This window comes from Pseudoduganella plicata (assembly GCF_004421005.1).
Classification (GTDB): Bacteria; Pseudomonadota; Gammaproteobacteria; order Burkholderiales; family Burkholderiaceae_D; genus Rugamonas; species Rugamonas plicata.
This window is the reverse complement of sequence record NZ_CP038026.1, coordinates 103,613-116,994: the sequence shown is the minus strand read 5'-3', so window position 1 is coordinate 116,994 and position 13,382 is coordinate 103,613. Positions and strand designations below refer to the sequence as shown.

The 13,382-nt window shown below is 65.0% G+C and carries 10 protein-coding genes and 3 tRNA genes; 4 read left to right on the top strand and 9 right to left on the bottom strand.

What is annotated here, in order from left to right:
* Positions 1-43: 43 nt before the first annotated feature.
* The 5 genes from E1742_RS00490 to E1742_RS00470 all read right to left on the bottom strand — a co-directional run bounded on the left by E1742_RS00490 (position 44) and on the right by E1742_RS00470 (position 7,239).
* Positions 44-1,531 carry an efflux transporter outer membrane subunit gene (locus E1742_RS00490; RefSeq protein WP_134382750.1) on the bottom strand — a complete coding sequence of 496 codons (1,488 nt, stop codon included), beginning with the start codon at positions 1,529-1,531 and terminating at the stop codon, positions 44-46.
* Complete coding sequence (locus E1742_RS00485) at positions 1,528-4,716, bottom strand: efflux RND transporter permease subunit (protein ID WP_134382748.1); 3,189 nt, start codon at positions 4,714-4,716, stop codon at positions 1,528-1,530. The genes E1742_RS00490 and E1742_RS00485 overlap by 4 nt, the downstream gene beginning before the upstream one ends.
* Positions 4,717-4,751: 35 nt before the next feature.
* Positions 4,752-5,960 (bottom strand): efflux RND transporter periplasmic adaptor subunit, encoded by a 1,209-nt coding sequence (locus tag E1742_RS00480; protein WP_134382746.1) that lies wholly within the window; start codon positions 5,958-5,960, stop codon positions 4,752-4,754.
* A 212-nt stretch (positions 5,961-6,172) separates the two neighbouring features.
* Positions 6,173-7,054, bottom strand: coding sequence for an alpha/beta hydrolase (locus tag E1742_RS00475; protein ID WP_134382744.1), 882 nt, complete (start codon positions 7,052-7,054; stop codon positions 6,173-6,175).
* Positions 7,054-7,239 carry a hypothetical protein gene (locus E1742_RS00470; protein ID WP_229466899.1) on the bottom strand — a complete coding sequence of 62 codons (186 nt, stop codon included), beginning with the start codon at positions 7,237-7,239 and terminating at the stop codon, positions 7,054-7,056. Before E1742_RS00470 ends, E1742_RS00475 begins: the two co-directional genes overlap by 1 nt.
* A 228-nt stretch (positions 7,240-7,467) precedes the next feature.
* Here E1742_RS00470 and E1742_RS00465 point away from each other — a divergent pair, with 228 nt between their 5' ends.
* From E1742_RS00465 to bla, 3 genes are all read left to right on the top strand, one after another.
* Positions 7,468-8,421 (top strand): LysR family transcriptional regulator, encoded by a 954-nt coding sequence (locus tag E1742_RS00465; RefSeq protein ID WP_206076719.1) that lies wholly within the window; start codon positions 7,468-7,470, stop codon positions 8,419-8,421.
* On the top strand, positions 8,418-9,356 hold the full coding sequence (locus tag E1742_RS00460; protein ID WP_134382740.1) for a D-2-hydroxyacid dehydrogenase: 939 nt from the start codon (positions 8,418-8,420) through the stop codon (positions 9,354-9,356). Before E1742_RS00465 ends, E1742_RS00460 begins: the two co-directional genes overlap by 4 nt.
* Positions 9,357-9,477: 121 nt before the next feature.
* Positions 9,478-10,359, top strand: coding sequence for a class A beta-lactamase (gene bla, locus E1742_RS00455; RefSeq protein WP_134382738.1), 882 nt, complete (start codon positions 9,478-9,480; stop codon positions 10,357-10,359).
* Here bla and E1742_RS00450 read toward each other — a convergent pair.
* From E1742_RS00450 to E1742_RS00435, 4 genes are all read right to left on the bottom strand, one after another.
* Positions 10,352-11,506, bottom strand: a complete 1,155-nt coding sequence (locus E1742_RS00450; RefSeq protein WP_134382736.1) for an alpha-hydroxy acid oxidase — start codon at positions 11,504-11,506, stop codon at positions 10,352-10,354. The two genes, bla and E1742_RS00450, sit on opposite strands and share 8 nt — an antisense overlap.
* A gap of 201 nt (positions 11,507-11,707) precedes the next feature.
* Positions 11,708-11,784, bottom strand: a tRNA-Arg gene (locus E1742_RS00445).
* A 55-nt stretch (positions 11,785-11,839) separates the two neighbouring features.
* Positions 11,840-11,916 (bottom strand) — tRNA-Arg (locus E1742_RS00440).
* Between the two features lie 101 nt (positions 11,917-12,017).
* Positions 12,018-12,094, bottom strand: a tRNA-Arg gene (locus tag E1742_RS00435).
* A 325-nt stretch (positions 12,095-12,419) separates the two neighbouring features.
* Between E1742_RS00435 and E1742_RS00430 the strand changes: the two genes are divergently transcribed.
* On the top strand, positions 12,420-13,253 hold the full coding sequence (locus tag E1742_RS00430) for a response regulator (protein ID WP_134382734.1): 834 nt from the start codon (positions 12,420-12,422) through the stop codon (positions 13,251-13,253).
* Positions 13,254-13,382 lie beyond the last annotated feature (129 nt).

Here is a 13,382-nt window from a genome sequence, read left to right as displayed (position 1 = left end):
TGAGGGGTCCGCCGCCAAGGGCTGCTGCTTGGAGGAAGCTACATCAGTTGCGGGCCTGCGCGTTGTTGACGGCTGGAGCGCCGTCCCAGCCGCCGCCCAGCGCGCGGATCAGTGCCACCGTGGTGACGGCGCGCTCGCCGCGCAGCTGCACCGCGTTGCGTTCGACGGTCGCCAGGTTGCGCTGCGCGTCCAGCAGTTCCAGGTAGCTGGAACGGCCGGCGTCGTACAGCTTGCGCGCCAGGTCGGCCGAACGGCGGGCCGACAGCACGGCTTCGTCGATGCGCTGCGTCTGGCCGGACAGGATGCGCAGGCCGGCCAGGTTGTCCTCCACCTCCGCGAACGCCGTCAGCACGCTCTGGCGGTACTGGCCCACCGATTCTTCCAGCGCCGCTTCGCTGCGCACGATGTTGTTGCGGTTACGGCCGCCGTCGATCACGGGCAGGTTCAGCAACGCGCCCAGCACCCACGAACGGCTGCTCCACTTGAACACGTCGGCAAACGCGGGACCCACGCCGCCACCGGCCGCGTTGATCGTCAGCGCCGGGAACATGGCCGAGCGGGCGACGCCGATGCGGGCGTTCGACGCTTCCATCGCCCGCTGGGCGGCGGCGATGTCGGGCCGGCGTTCCAGCAGTGCCGACGGCAGGCCGGCCGGAATGGACGGCAGCAGTGTCGAGTCCTGCAGCGGGTTGACGCCCGCCGTGAAGGCAGCCGCCGGTTTGCCCAGCAGGACGGCCAGCGCGTGCTCCGCGTTGGCGCGCTGGCGTTCCAGGCCGATGGCTTCGGCCTGCGTCGTGGCCAGCTCGGTGCGGGCACGCGACAGGTCGAACTCGCCGATATCGCCCAGGTCGAAGCGACGCTGGTTGATGCGCACGTTTTCCTCACGCAGGCGGACCGTCTCCGCCAGCGTCGCCAGTTCGGCGTCCGTGGCACGCAAACGGAAATACGTCTGCGCCACGTCGGCCTGCAGCGACAACAGCACGGAGCGGTAGTTCGCTTCCACCGTCGCCGCGTCGCCGCGGGCGGCGGCCACGTTGGACGACACGCGGCCGAACAGGTCCACTTCATAGCTCGCGGACAGCTGGGCCGAGTAGCTGGTCGTCGGACGCACGTCCGTACCTTGCGGCAGGCCCAGCTCCAGCGGCGACTGACGCCCGCGCTGGGCGCCGACGCCGACGCCTACCTGCGGAATGCGGTCCGCTTCGGCCACGCCGGCAATCGCGCGCGCCTGCTTTACACGCGCTGCCGCCACGGCCAGGTTGGCGTTGTTGCGGGTCGCTTCCGCCACCAGCTCGTTCAGGGCCGGGTCGTTGAACGCCAGCCACCATTCGCCGCGCGGCTGCTGTTCGGCAGGCTGCGCCTGTTTCCAGCGCGTGCCATCGGCTGCGGTTTTCACATCCGTCCGGTCCTGTGGTTCCTTGAATGCGGTCGGCACCTCGATGGCCGGCTGCTTCAGTTCGGGCGCGCCGCAAGCCGCCAGCAGCAGCGCTGCCAGCAAAGCGGGGACGCCCCTTGCAATCATCGTTTTCATCCGTGGGTTCCTTCCATTTTCACGACAGCGATACCAGGCGCATGGCTTGGTTTCTTTTCCATGCGTTTGGCCAGGGTGCGCAGCAGTACGTAGAACACCGGCGTCAGGAACAGGCCGAAGAACGTCACGCCCAGCATGCCGGCAAACACGGCCACACCCATCGCATGGCGCATTTCAGAACCCGCACCGCTCGAGAACACCAGCGGCAGCACGCCCATGATGAACGCGATCGACGTCATCAGGATCGGACGCAGACGCAGGCGGCACGATTCCAGTGCCGCTTCCACCACCGTGCGGCCATGGTCTTCCAGTTCGCGGGCGAATTCCACGATCAGAATCGCGTTCTTCGACGCCAGTCCCACCAGCACGAACAGGGCGATCTGCGTGAACACGTTATTGTCGCCACCGGTCACCTTCACGCCGATCAGCGCGCACAGGATCGACATCGGCACGATCAGGATGACGGCCAGCGGCAGGGTCCAGCTTTCATACTGGGCAGCCAGCACCAGGAACACCAGCAGCACGCACAGGGGGAAGACGTAGATCATCGTGTTACCGGCCAGGATGTCCTGGTAGGTCAGCTCCGTCCATTCATACGTAATCCCCTTCGGCAGCGTTTCGGCCAGCACCTGCTCCATCGCGGCCTGCGCCTGGCCGGACGACACGCCCGGGGCCGGGCCGCCGTTCAGGTCCGCCGACACGTAGGCGTTGTAGCGCTGCACGCGATCCGGGCCATACGTGTCCTTCACGCGCATCAGCGACGACAGCGGAATCATCTCGCCCTTGTCGTTGCGCACCTTCAGCTGCGTCATCTGCTCCGGCTGCGAGCGGAACTGGGCATCGGCCTGCACACGCACCTGGTAGGTACGGCCAAACTGGTTGAAGTCGTTCACGTACAGCGAACCCAGATTGATCTGCAACGTCTGGTAGATCGTCGCCAGCGGCACACCCAGCTGTTTTGCCTTGACGCGGTCCACGTCCGCAAACAGCTGCGGCACGTTGATCTGGAAGCCGGAGAACACGCCGGCCAGCTGCGGGTTCTGCGCGGCTTTCGCCTGGACGGCCTGTACCGCCTTGAACAGCTCGTCGTAGCCCAGGTTGCCCCGGTCCTCGATCATCAGCTTGAAGCCGCCCGTCGTACCCAGGCCATTGACCGGGGGCGGCGGCAGCACCATCACGAACGCGTCCTGCACGGCGCCCATGCGCTTGTTCATTTCGCCGGCGATGGCTTCGGCCGACAGGTTCTTGGCGCGGCGCTTCTCGAACGGCTCCAGGCCCAGGAACACGATGCCGGCGTTCGGCGCGTTGGTGAAGCCGTTGATCGACAGGCCAGGGAACGAGATCGAGTTCTCGACACCAGGAATGTCGGTAGCGATTTCCGACATCTTGCGGATGACGGCATCGGTACGGTCCAGCGATGCGGCGTCCGGCAGCTGGGCAAAGCCGATCAGGTACTGCTTGTCCTGCGACGGCACGAAGCCCGGCGGCACGGCCTTGAACATGAACAGGCCAGCGGCGGTCAGCAGCGCGTACAGCACCAGCGAAGCGCCCTTGTGGCGCAGCACGCCCTTGACGCCGTTTTCATAGCTGTGCGCGGAGCGGTTGAAGAACTTGTTGAAGCCGGCAAAGAAGCGGCCGAACACCTTGTCCATGCCACGGGTCAGCACGTCCTTCGGTGCGTCGTGTGCCTTCAGCAGCGCGGCCGACAGCGCCGGCGCCAGGGTCAGCGAGCAGAATGCCGAGATGACGGTGGAAATCGCAATCGTCAGCGCGAACTGGCGATAGAACTGGCCCGTCAGGCCGGACACGAACGCGATCGGCACGAACACGGCGCACAGCACCAGCGCGATGGCGACGATCGGGCCGGAGACTTCCTTCATCGCCTGGATCGTTGCGTCGCGCGGAGACAGGCCGTTGCCGATATTGCGTTCCACGTTTTCCACCACGACGATCGCGTCGTCGACCACGATACCGATAGCCAGCACGAGGCCGAACAGCGACAGCGTGTTGATCGAGAAGCCGAAGCCGAGCATCACGGCAAAGGTACCCACCACCGAGACCGGCACGGCCAGCAGCGGGATGATGGAAGCACGCCACGTCTGGAGGAAGATGATCACGACCAGCGCGACCAGGATCACCGCTTCGACCAGCGTGTGGATGACGGAGTCGATCGACTCACGCACGAATTGGGTCGGGTCGTACACAATGCTGTATTCGACGCCTTCCGGGAAATCTTTCGACAGCTCTTTCATCCGCTCCCGCACGTCGGCCGACAGCTGCAGCGCGTTGGCGTTGGGGGCTTCGAAAATGGGGATTGCGACGGCCGACTTGTTGTTCAGGAGCGAGCGCAGCGCGTAGGAGTTCGAACCCATCTCCACGCGTGCCACGTCCTTCAGAAGCGTCGTGGCGCCGTCGGTATTGACCTTGACGACGATATTGCCGAAGTCCTCGGGCGACTGCAGGCGGCCGTGGGTTTTCACGGTCAGCTGGAAGTCGGCGTCCTTCGACGGGCCCTGGCCGATCACGCCGGCCGCGACCTGCACGTTCTGCTCGCGGATCGCGTTGACGACGTCGCCCGCCGTCAGGCCGCGCGCCGCCACCTTCTGCGGATCGAGCCAGACGCGCATCGCGTAGTCGCCGGAGCCGAACAGCTGGACTTCGCCCATGCCGTGGATACGGGCCAGCTGGTCCTTGATGTTCAGCACCGCGTAGTTGCGCAGGTACAGGTCGTCGTAGCGGCCGTCCGGGGAATTCAGGTGGACGACCATCGTCAGGTTCGGCGAGCTTTTCACCGTCGTGACGCCGATCTGGCGCACCTCTTCCGGCAGGCGTGGCAGCGCGCGCTGGACACGGTTCTGCACGGCCGTTTCAGCCTGTTCGACGTTGGTGCCGATGGCGAACGTGACCGTCAGCGCCAGCGCGCCGTCGGACGTGTTCTGCGACGACATGTACAGCATGTTCTCGACGCCGTTGATCTGCTCTTCCAGCGGCGCGGCCACCGTTTCGGCGATAACCTTCGGATCGGCGCCCGGATACTGGGCACGCACGACCACCGACGGCGGCACGACGTCCGGGTACTCGGAGATGGGGAGCTTGAAAATCGAGATCAGCCCCGCCACGAAGACGATGATCGACAGCACGGCCGCGAAGATCGGCTTGTCGATAAAGAATCGTGAAATATTCATGGATGGTTCCTTGACTGGTTTTGCGAAAGCACGCCTTACAGCGCGGCGACCTTCGCATCCTTCTTGTTATCTTTGCCGGCAGCGGCCACGTTCGAATCCATCGGCACGACCTGCGGCGTGATCGGCGCGCCGGGGCGCACGCGCTGCAGGCCGTTGACCACGATCTTCTCGTCCGCCTTCAGACCCTCGCGCACCACGCGCAGGCCGTCGATCGTCGGGCCCAGCTTGACGGGACGGTACTCGGCCTTGTTGTCCTTGCCGACGACGAAGACGAACTTGCGGTTCTGGTCCGTGCCGACGGCGCGGTCGTTGATCAGGATCGCCTTGGTCTGCGCCGTGCCGCCGCCCAGCTGGACGCGCGCGAACAGGCCCGGCACCAGCGCGCCGTCCGTATTGTCGAACGTCGCGCGCATGCGCACGGAGCCCGTTTGCGGATCGAGCTGGTTGTCGACGAATTCCAGCCTGCCCTCGTGCGGGAAGCCTTCCTCGTTGGCCAGGCCCACCTTGACGACGACCGGCTGGCCCTTGTGCGACTGGCTGCCCACGCGCAGGTAGGTTTCTTCATCGCCATCGAAGCTGGCGTAGATCTTGTCGAGCGACACGACGGACGTCAGCACGACATTGCCGTCCACCAGGTTGCCCAGCGTGATTTCCGCTTTCGAGACGCGCCCATCGATCGGCGACGTGACGCGGGTGTAGGCCAGGTTCAGCTTGGCCGATTCGTACTGGGCCTGGGCCGCGCGGGCGTTGGCGTCCAGTTCCTTCTGGGTGGAGGCGCGCTCGTCGAACTCGCGCTGCGCGATGGCCTTGTCGGCCAGCAGCTTCTCGGCGCGGTTCAGTTCCAGTCGGGCCAGATCCGCCTTGGCCCTGGCGGAGCTGGCGGCCGCTTGCGCGCGGTCGGCTTCGGCCTGGTAGGGACGCGGATCGATGACGAACAGGACGTCGCCCTTCTTTACTTCGCTGCCCGGCTTGAAATTGACGGCCGTGATGAAGCCGGACACGCGCGGACGGATCTCGACGCGGTCGATGGCTTCCAGTCGGCCGGAGAATTCCTGGGTCTCCGCAATCGTTTTCTCGACGACGACAGCGGCGGAAACAGGCGGGCCGCCAGCGGCGGCAGGTGCCTCCGCGGTTTGGCCGGTGGCGTCATCGCAGCCGGCCAACAGGCTGGCGGCCAGGCCTGCAACGGCAAGCGCAGCGACTATCGGTCGCGCCAATGCTGTCAATGATTTTACGTTTTTCATTATTCACCCCTATTTGTATGAAAAAATGTAATGAACTGAGCGATTACTTGACCCTTTGCCAAGCCAAAGGGTGCAGCGAGCCCGGCCCGCCAATCGGAACGACTGGCGCGCTGTTTTACGAGAAAACTTCGGTGCGACTCAGAAACTACTAATGGTTAAGGACACGGACGATTCACTATATCGTCGACCCGACAATATGTAAACGTTTTTACTTACTTATCTCCTGGCGGAGACTCTTCATCGACGCCGCGTATGAACGCGGCAATCTCGTTGAGTGCGTAGTAGCACGCACAATCGTTGCGGCCGCCCGGCTGTTCCAGTGGCGGCGGCGGCAGGCGACGCACGGTCGTCGTGATGCCGCATTTGATCAGTTTGGCGCCGTACTGCTCGGCTTCGTCGCGCAGCGGATCGTCCTCGGCGGACAGGATCAACGCCGGCGGCAGGTTCTTCAGCCGCGACGACTGCAGCGGCGACGCATAGGGGTGCGTCCGGTCCGCCGCATTCGGCAGGTAGCCCCGATAGCCGGCGGCGCACGTGCCGGCCACCTTGTCGGCCAGCGCGGCCTTGTCCGGGCAGGCCGGCATTTCCCGCATCGAGCACGTCGACAGGCCCGGGTCCAGCATCGGCATGATCAGCACCTGCCCTGTCAGCAACGGGCCGCCGCGGTCGCGTGCCATCAGCGACACCACGGCGGCCAGGTTCGCACCCGCCTCGATGCCGGCGACGACAAGACGCTTGCCGCTCCACGCCAGCTTTGCCTTGTTCTTCTTCGCCCACAGCAGCACGGCATGCGCATCCTCGACGGCGGCCGGAAACGGCCGCTCCGTCGCCAGGGTATAGGCCGGGGCCAGCGCCACCTGCCGCGGGTCGGCGCTGACGAGGCGGCAGAGGAAATCGTCGGCCTCGTCGATTGAACCGCACGTGAAGCCGCCGCCATGGAAGAACACCACCAGGGTGTCGCGCTTGCTTGCCGCCGGACCGGCCTGGTACAGCCGCGCCGCCAGCACGCCTTCGGCGCCTTTCACTTCCAGCTCGCGCAGAACCAGGTCGGTGGCCAGTTCGGGCACACCCGGTGTCGCTGCGTGGCTACCCATCAGCGTGCCGCCCCGGGCGTCGATGCCAGCGCGGCGCCGGCGGAGGCCAGTTGCGAACCGCCCAGCACTTCACGCTGCAGTGCACCCAAACCCTTTGCTTCGGCGCCCGCCGTACTCGAATAGGCATCGGTCGAGACGATGCCTGCCAGCGCCAGCAAGCACAATGCCAGTAACACCGTTGCCAAGATTGTCTCGCGATAGCTCATGATCGACTCCCGTCAGTCCTTCTTCAAATGTCAGTTCTTTAGTGCAGTGCAGTAACTATAGCTTTGAATTACAATCCGATAAAGACGTCAAGGACGAATTGATTGTTCACCACACCGAACAATGACAGGTCAATGACGTGTTTTAACTGGTCAGTTGGGGCAGTGATGAGCAAAGCCCTTATCGATACGACAACATAAGGGGCGGACGTGAATAAACTGCAAGCGATGGAAGTATTCGTCCAGGTCGTCGACGCGGGAGGCTTTTCACGCGCCGCCGACAACATGCAGCTGCCCAAGGCCACCGTGTCGACACTGATCCAGCAACTGGAAGCGGCCCTGTCGGTGAAGCTGCTGCACCGCACAACGCGGCAGGTTACCGTGACGGCAGACGGCGCCGCCTATTATGAGCGTTGCCTGCAGATTCTCACCGACGTGAAGGAGGCGGAAGAGTCGCTGTCGCGCACCCGGCTGTCACCGAGCGGGCGGCTGCGGGTGGATGCGCCGACGGGACTGACATCCAGTATCCTGATTCCCGCCCTCCCCGCGTTTTTCGAGCGCTATCCCGACATCGTGATGGAGCTGGGTTCCTCGGACCGGCCCGTGGACCTGATCGAGGAAGGCGTGGACTGCGCCGTACGTGGCGGCGCGCTGGGCGACTCGGCGCTGATCGCGCGGCGCGTGGGCGTACTGAATATGGTCACGTGCGCGGCGCCCGCCTACCTGGAAAAATACGGCGTGCCGGGGCATCCGCGCGAGCTGGAGCGGCACCGCTGCGTCAACTATTTTTCCGCCAAGACCGGCAAGATCTACGACTGGGACTTCACGCGCGACGGCGAGCGTATCCAGCTCCCGCTGCCCGGCATGATCGCGCTGAACGACTCGAACGCCTACGTGGAAGCGGGGCTGGCGGGCCTGGGCATCGTGCAGATGACGGATTACCTGCTGATGGACCACGTGCACGCCGGGCGCATGACACAGATCCTGACGGACTGGATCTCCGACCCGATCCCCATCAATATCGTCTATCCGCAGAACCGCCACCTGTCCACCAAGGTGCGCGTGTTCGTCGAATGGGTGGCGGAGCTGTTCGACAGCCATCCCGGCATGCGTGTGCGCCAGATGGCGCCGCCCCAGCCACAACGGCAGCCGGAGGCCGCATGAACATCGTTTTCCTCGACCGCGCCAGCCTCGTCGCCAATGTGCGCCGCCCCGCCTTTGTCCACGCGTGGACGGAATATGACGCAACCACCGCCGCGCAGGCGGCGGAACGGCTGCGCGGCGCGGCCATCGCCATCACCAACAAGGTGCCGCTGCGGGCGGACACACTGGCACAGCTGCCCGACCTGAAGCTGATCGCCGTGGCGGCGACAGGCACGGACATCGTCGACCTGGCCGCAGCGCGCGAGCGCGGCATCGTCGTCTGCAATATCCGCGATTACGCCTATGCGGCGGTGCCGGAACACACATTCGCGCTGATCCTGGCACTGCGGCGCAACCTGCTGGCGTATCGGGCAGACGTGGAGGCGGGCGCGTGGCAGCGCTCTCCTCGCTTCTGCCTGTTCGACCACCCGATCCGCGACCTGCACGGCAGCCGCCTCGGCCTGGTCGGCTTCGGCGCGCTGGGCCGGCGCGTGGCGCAGATCGGCCGCGCGTTCGGCATGGAGATCGCCGTGCACACGCGCACGCCCGTCCATGGCGTCGTCAACCTGCCGCTGGACGAGCTGCTGGCGACGTCCGACATCGTCAGCCTGCACGTGCCGCTGAAGGACGAAACGCGCAACCTGATCGGTGCCGCGCAGCTGGCAGCGATGAAGCGAACGAGCCTGTTGATCAACACGGCGCGCGGCGGCCTGGTGGACGAAGCGGCACTGGCCGACGCCCTCACCCGCGGCGTCATCGCCGGCGCCGGTTTCGACGTGCTGACGCAGGAGCCGCCCGCGCCGGACAATGTGCTGCTGAACCTGCGCCTGCCGAACTTCATCCTGACGCCACACAATGCGTGGGCCAGCTTCGAAGCGATGCAGGGGCTGGCGGATCAGCTGATCGACAATGTCGAGGCGTTTGTGGCAGGCGCGCCCAGGAATGTCGTCGGCTGATCTGCGGGCGCCGTCGGACTTTTTCCGGGGCTGTCCCGAAAAGTCCGAAGGTAAGTCGGATGAATGCTGTGCAGCGGACGGAAGCGCATTTACAATGGTCTTTTGACCAACACTCATGCCCATGACCACATCGCTCAAGCGCCGCACGCTGCTGGCCGCCGCCACCCTCCCGTTCATTTCGTCGCCGTCGTTCGCAACGAGAAGCCCGGCCACGTTCTACAGTATCGAGCGGAACCTGGGCGGCCGCCTCGGCGTCGCCACCATCGATACGGCGACCGGGGAGAACGACGGCCACCGCCGCGACGAGCGCTTTCCAATGTGCAGCACGTTCAAGACCATTGTGGCGGCGGCCGTGCTGGCGCGCAGCGTCACCGAGCGGGGTTTCCTCCGCAAGCGCCTGCGGTACACGCAGGCCGACATCAGGCCGCACTCCCCCGTCAGCGAAAAGCACGTGGCGGACGGCATGACGACGGCCGACCTGTGCGCCGCCACGATCCAGTACAGCGACAACGCCGCGGCGAACATCCTGATGCAGGAGCTGGGCGGGCCGGCCGCGATCACCGCGTATGCGCGCACGTTGGGCGACACGACGTTTCGGCTGGACCGCTGGGAAACGGAACTGAACACAGCCATCCCCGGCGACGAGCGCGACACCACGACGCCGCTGGCGATGGCGCGCACGCTGAAAAAGCTGCTGCTCGACGATGGCTTGCCGCCCGCGCAGCGGCAGCAGCTGAAAGACTGGATGGTGGGCAATACCACGGGCGACACGCGCATCCGCGCCGGCGCGCCGAAAGGCGCCATGGTGGCCGACAAGACCGGCACGAGCGGCAGCTACGGCGTCGCCAACGACATCGGCGTTGTCTGGGTGCCCGATCGGGCCCCGGTCGTGGTGGTCGTGTTCACCCACAGCATGGACAAGGCGGCCGAGGCGCGCAGCGAGATCGTCGCCGCGGCGACCAGGGTCGCCCTCGCCAGGCCGCTGTACGACTACCTCAAGTAACCGGATACGTCCCCGGCAGAAGAATCTCCCGCGTAACGTCACGTATATCGCGCAGGCCGCAGAATGCCATCGTGATATCGAGCTCGTTGCGGATGATGTCGAGGCAGCGGGTGACGCCGGCCTCGCCCATCGCGCCCAGGCCATACAGGAACGCGCGGCCGATATAGACGCCGCGCGCGCCCAGCGCCACGGCCTTGATGACGTCCTGGCCCGAGCGGATGCCGCCATCGAAGTGCACTTCGATGTTGTCGCCGACGGCGTCGACGATGGCGGGCAGCGCGGTGATCGACGACTGGGCACCATCGAGCTGGCGTCCGCCATGGTTCGACACGATCAGGGCATCGGCGCCGCTGGCCAGCGCCAGGCGCGCATCTTCCGGGTCCATGATGCCCTTGACGATCAACTTGCCGCCCCAGCGCTGCTTGATCCATTCCACGTCGCGCCACGACAAGGTCAGGTCGAACTGCTGCGCCGTCCACGACGACAGCGAGGACATGTCGGCGACCTTCGGCGCGTGGCCGACGATATTGCCGAAGTAGCGCCGTTTCGTGCCCAGCATGCCCAGGCACCAGCCCGGCTTCATCGCCATGTTCAGCATGTTCGGCAGCGTCAGGCGCGGCGGCGCGGACAGGCCGTTGCGGATGTCCTTGTGGCGCTGGCCCAGCACCTGCAGGTCGAGGGTCAGCACGAGCGCGGAGCAGTTGGCCGCCTTGGCGCGGTCGATCAGGCGGTTGATGAAATCGCGGTCCTTCATCACGTACAGCTGGAACCAGAACGGCTTTGTCGTATGTGCGGCCACGTCCTCGATCGAACAGATGCTCATGGTCGACAGGGTGAACGGCACGCCGAACCTTTCCGCGGCGCGCGCGGCCAGGATTTCGCCGTCCGCGTGCTGCATGCCGGTCAGCCCGGTGGGCGCCAGCGCCACGGGCATGGCGACGTCCTGCCCCACCATCGTCGTTGCCAGCGTGCGGTTCGACATGTCGACCGCCACGCGCTGGCGGAATTTGATGTGCTGGAAGTCGCCGGCGTTGGCGCGGTAGGTGGATTCGGTCCACGAGCCGGAATCGGCGTAGTCGTAGAACATGCGCGGTACGCGGCGCTTGGCCAGCACGCGCAGGTCTTCGATGGAAGTAATGGTCGTCATGCAAGGGCCTCGGCTTGGAACATGCCGGGAATCATCGGGCATTTCGCGGCGATTGCCAACCCGTTGAGCGCACCGACCGGCGATGAGTCAGCGGATTGATCGTTTCCTCAAAACAGGGGCCTGTCCCGGGTCTTCACGCGCAGGTCTTCGGAGCACAATAAAAAAGGGCCAGCCCTTGCGGACTGACCCTTTTCTTCCATCTGGTGCGGCTGGCAGGAATCGAACCCACGACCCCTTGGTTCGTAGCCAAGTACTCTATCCAGCTGAGCTACAGCCGCAAAAACTTCAACATCTGAACTGCTGCGCCGCGAACTTCCATTCACGACGTAAAACTGGTGCGGCTGGCAGGAATCGAACCCACGACCCCTTGGTTCGTAGCCAAGTACTCTATCCAGCTGAGCTACAGCCGCAAAACTTCTTACATCATAACAGACAGCGGACTGACTTCGCCACACTGCCTGCGTCCAACGATTTACTGCAAGTACGCAAACTCCCGTCTGCGAACGAATTCTGGTGCGGCTGGCAGGAATCGAACCCACGACCCCTTGGTTCGTAGCCAAGTACTCTATCCAGCTGAGCTACAGCCGCAATTTTTACTGCTTAGTTACTGCCGATGTACTGCAATCAAGCGAGTCGGCATTGTACAGCATTCGTTACGGCTTGGAAAGCTGGATTTTTCATCCACCGCCTGGTTCGCCACTAGCGCCGCGAACCCGACTTCCAGGCCGAAGGCTGCTGCCTTCCGCTTCCCTCTCACAGTGTTTGCTGCGAAAGGAGCAAGATTATAGGGTGGCGCAACGTCGTTGTCCAGAGCAAATTGCACAAGGCGGCAATGGGCTTTTTCGCCGGCCCGCCGCCGCCCCGTTGGTGTAGCATTAACCATCTTTGCTTTCAGATTAATACGGAGCCGGCGATGACTGCCCAAGCCTGCAAGAGCCTCAAGGCGCTGAACGAGCACGACTGGTCGCGCGCGGCCATCGGCCATCCCGAGACGTGGTCGCACGGGCTGCGTCTGACGGTCGATATCATCCTCAACACGCCGCTGCCCATGCTGGTCATGTGGGGGCGCGAACAAGTCATGCTGTACAACGACGCGTATGCAGCGCTGGTCGGCGGCCCGCTGCAGCCGGCGCCAGGCGGGCGCGTGCCGGCGATGCAGCCCTCCGCGTGGAGCTGGAACGGCCAGGCCATTGAACAGGCCTGGGGCGGCACCGGCAGCATCTGCGTCGGTGCGGCGCTGCGCCTGTGGCGCCCGGATGGCGTCGCCGAACAGCGCTTCGACCTCCACTACACGCCACTGCGCGATGCGCAGGATGCGGTGCAAGGCATCCTCTGCACGCTGGCGCCGCCCAGCGCGGCGGCCGCGGCGAACGGCCCGCGTCCGCTGCGCATGCTGGTCGTCGAAGACAACCTGGACGCGCAATATCTCGTCTGCGAAATGCTGCGCGCGTTCGGCCATGATGTCGATGCCGTCGCCACCGGCGAAGCGGCGCTCGAGCAGCTGCAAGGCGGCGCATTCGAAGTGCTGTTTTCCGACGTCAGCCTGCCAGGCATGTCCGGTGTCGAACTGGCCCGCCGCGCCGTGGCGGCACAGCCCGGCCTGCAGGTAATCTTCGCATCCGGCTATGGCGGCACGCTGACGCAGCAGCTGGACTTCCCCGCCGAAGCGATCCAGAAGCCGTACGAGATCGAACAGTTGCAGGCCATCCTGGAGCGGGTCGGCACGCGCCTGCCGGCTTCGCGCTAGCAAGTCGTCAACAGTGCGTGCGCCGGCGGCGGCGTGACGCTACAATCGAAACAGCGCGGTCCGACGCAATTCCGGCGTCGTCTTCTTCCCTGCTTTGATGCTTTTGCGACGCCCGTGCCGAGGCGTGTT

Excerpts from the sequence above, each read along its gene's own strand:
- E1742_RS00475 (WP_134382744.1), bottom strand. The coding sequence starts at position 7,054 with ATGGGTAGCCACGCAGCGACACCGGGTGTGCCCGAACTGGCCACCGAC.
- E1742_RS00430 (WP_134382734.1), top strand. The coding sequence starts at position 12,420 with ATGACTGCCCAAGCCTGCAAGAGCCTCAAGGCGCTGAACGAGCACGAC.
- E1742_RS00460 (WP_134382740.1), top strand. The coding sequence starts at position 8,418 with ATGAACATCGTTTTCCTCGACCGCGCCAGCCTCGTCGCCAATGTGCGC.
- bla (WP_134382738.1), top strand. The coding sequence starts at position 9,478 with ATGACCACATCGCTCAAGCGCCGCACGCTGCTGGCCGCCGCCACCCTC.
- E1742_RS00480 (WP_134382746.1), bottom strand. The coding sequence starts at position 5,960 with ATGAAAAACGTAAAATCATTGACAGCATTGGCGCGACCGATAGTCGCT.
- E1742_RS00485 (WP_134382748.1), bottom strand. The coding sequence starts at position 4,716 with ATGAATATTTCACGATTCTTTATCGACAAGCCGATCTTCGCGGCCGTG.
- E1742_RS00450 (WP_134382736.1), bottom strand. The coding sequence starts at position 11,506 with ATGACGACCATTACTTCCATCGAAGACCTGCGCGTGCTGGCCAAGCGC.
- E1742_RS00490 (WP_134382750.1), bottom strand. The coding sequence starts at position 1,531 with ATGAAAACGATGATTGCAAGGGGCGTCCCCGCTTTGCTGGCAGCGCTG.